2 protein-coding genes are annotated in these 510 nt (G+C 74.3%); both read right to left on the reverse strand.

Annotated features, from left to right (window positions below; genetic code table 11):
* Positions 1-238 (reverse strand): MmgE/PrpD family protein (locus G7A99_RS24680; protein ID WP_163144718.1); only part of this gene is annotated, 238 nt, incomplete at its 3' end.
* The coding region (locus tag G7A99_RS24685; protein WP_305792386.1) for a nitrilase-related carbon-nitrogen hydrolase at positions 235-510 on the reverse strand (276 nt) is incomplete at its 5' end. The genes G7A99_RS24680 and G7A99_RS24685, both read right to left, overlap by 4 nt.

Below are 510 nucleotides of genomic sequence, written 5' to 3' on the forward strand. Positions count from 1 at the left end.
CGCCGTGCAGCGCCGCGCCGACGGCGGACGCAGTGCCGGGGCTGAACAGCAGCGGTACGGCGCCGGGCATCTGGGCATGGGCGAACGCGGCGACGATGCCGCCCAGCCGCGTGCACGTCGCGCCGGCGGCCACGCCGAGGGTGTCGAGCAGGCAGCGCCGGGCCTCCGCGAGCGCGGCCTGCGGGAGGTCGCCCGGTCGCAGGCCGAGGGCCCAGCCGGCGATATCGTCGGTGCTCATCGGTCACCGTACTCCAGCAGCCGGCGCACCAGCGGGGTGTCGGCGTCGCGGTGCGTGGGCATGTCGTAGCGGGCGCGGGCGATGGCCTCGCGGTCCAGCTGCGCGGTCACCAGCGCCTCGCCGTCGTCGGCGGCGGCGAGGACCTCGCCGCGCGGGTCAAGGATCCGGCTGCCGCCCCAGAAGTGGCTGTCGCCTTCCGGGCCGTAGCGGTTGGCCATGATCACCGGCGTGGCATAGGTCATGGCGTAGAAGGTGATATTGGTCAGCCAGTT

Source organism: Arhodomonas sp. KWT (assembly GCF_010993615.1).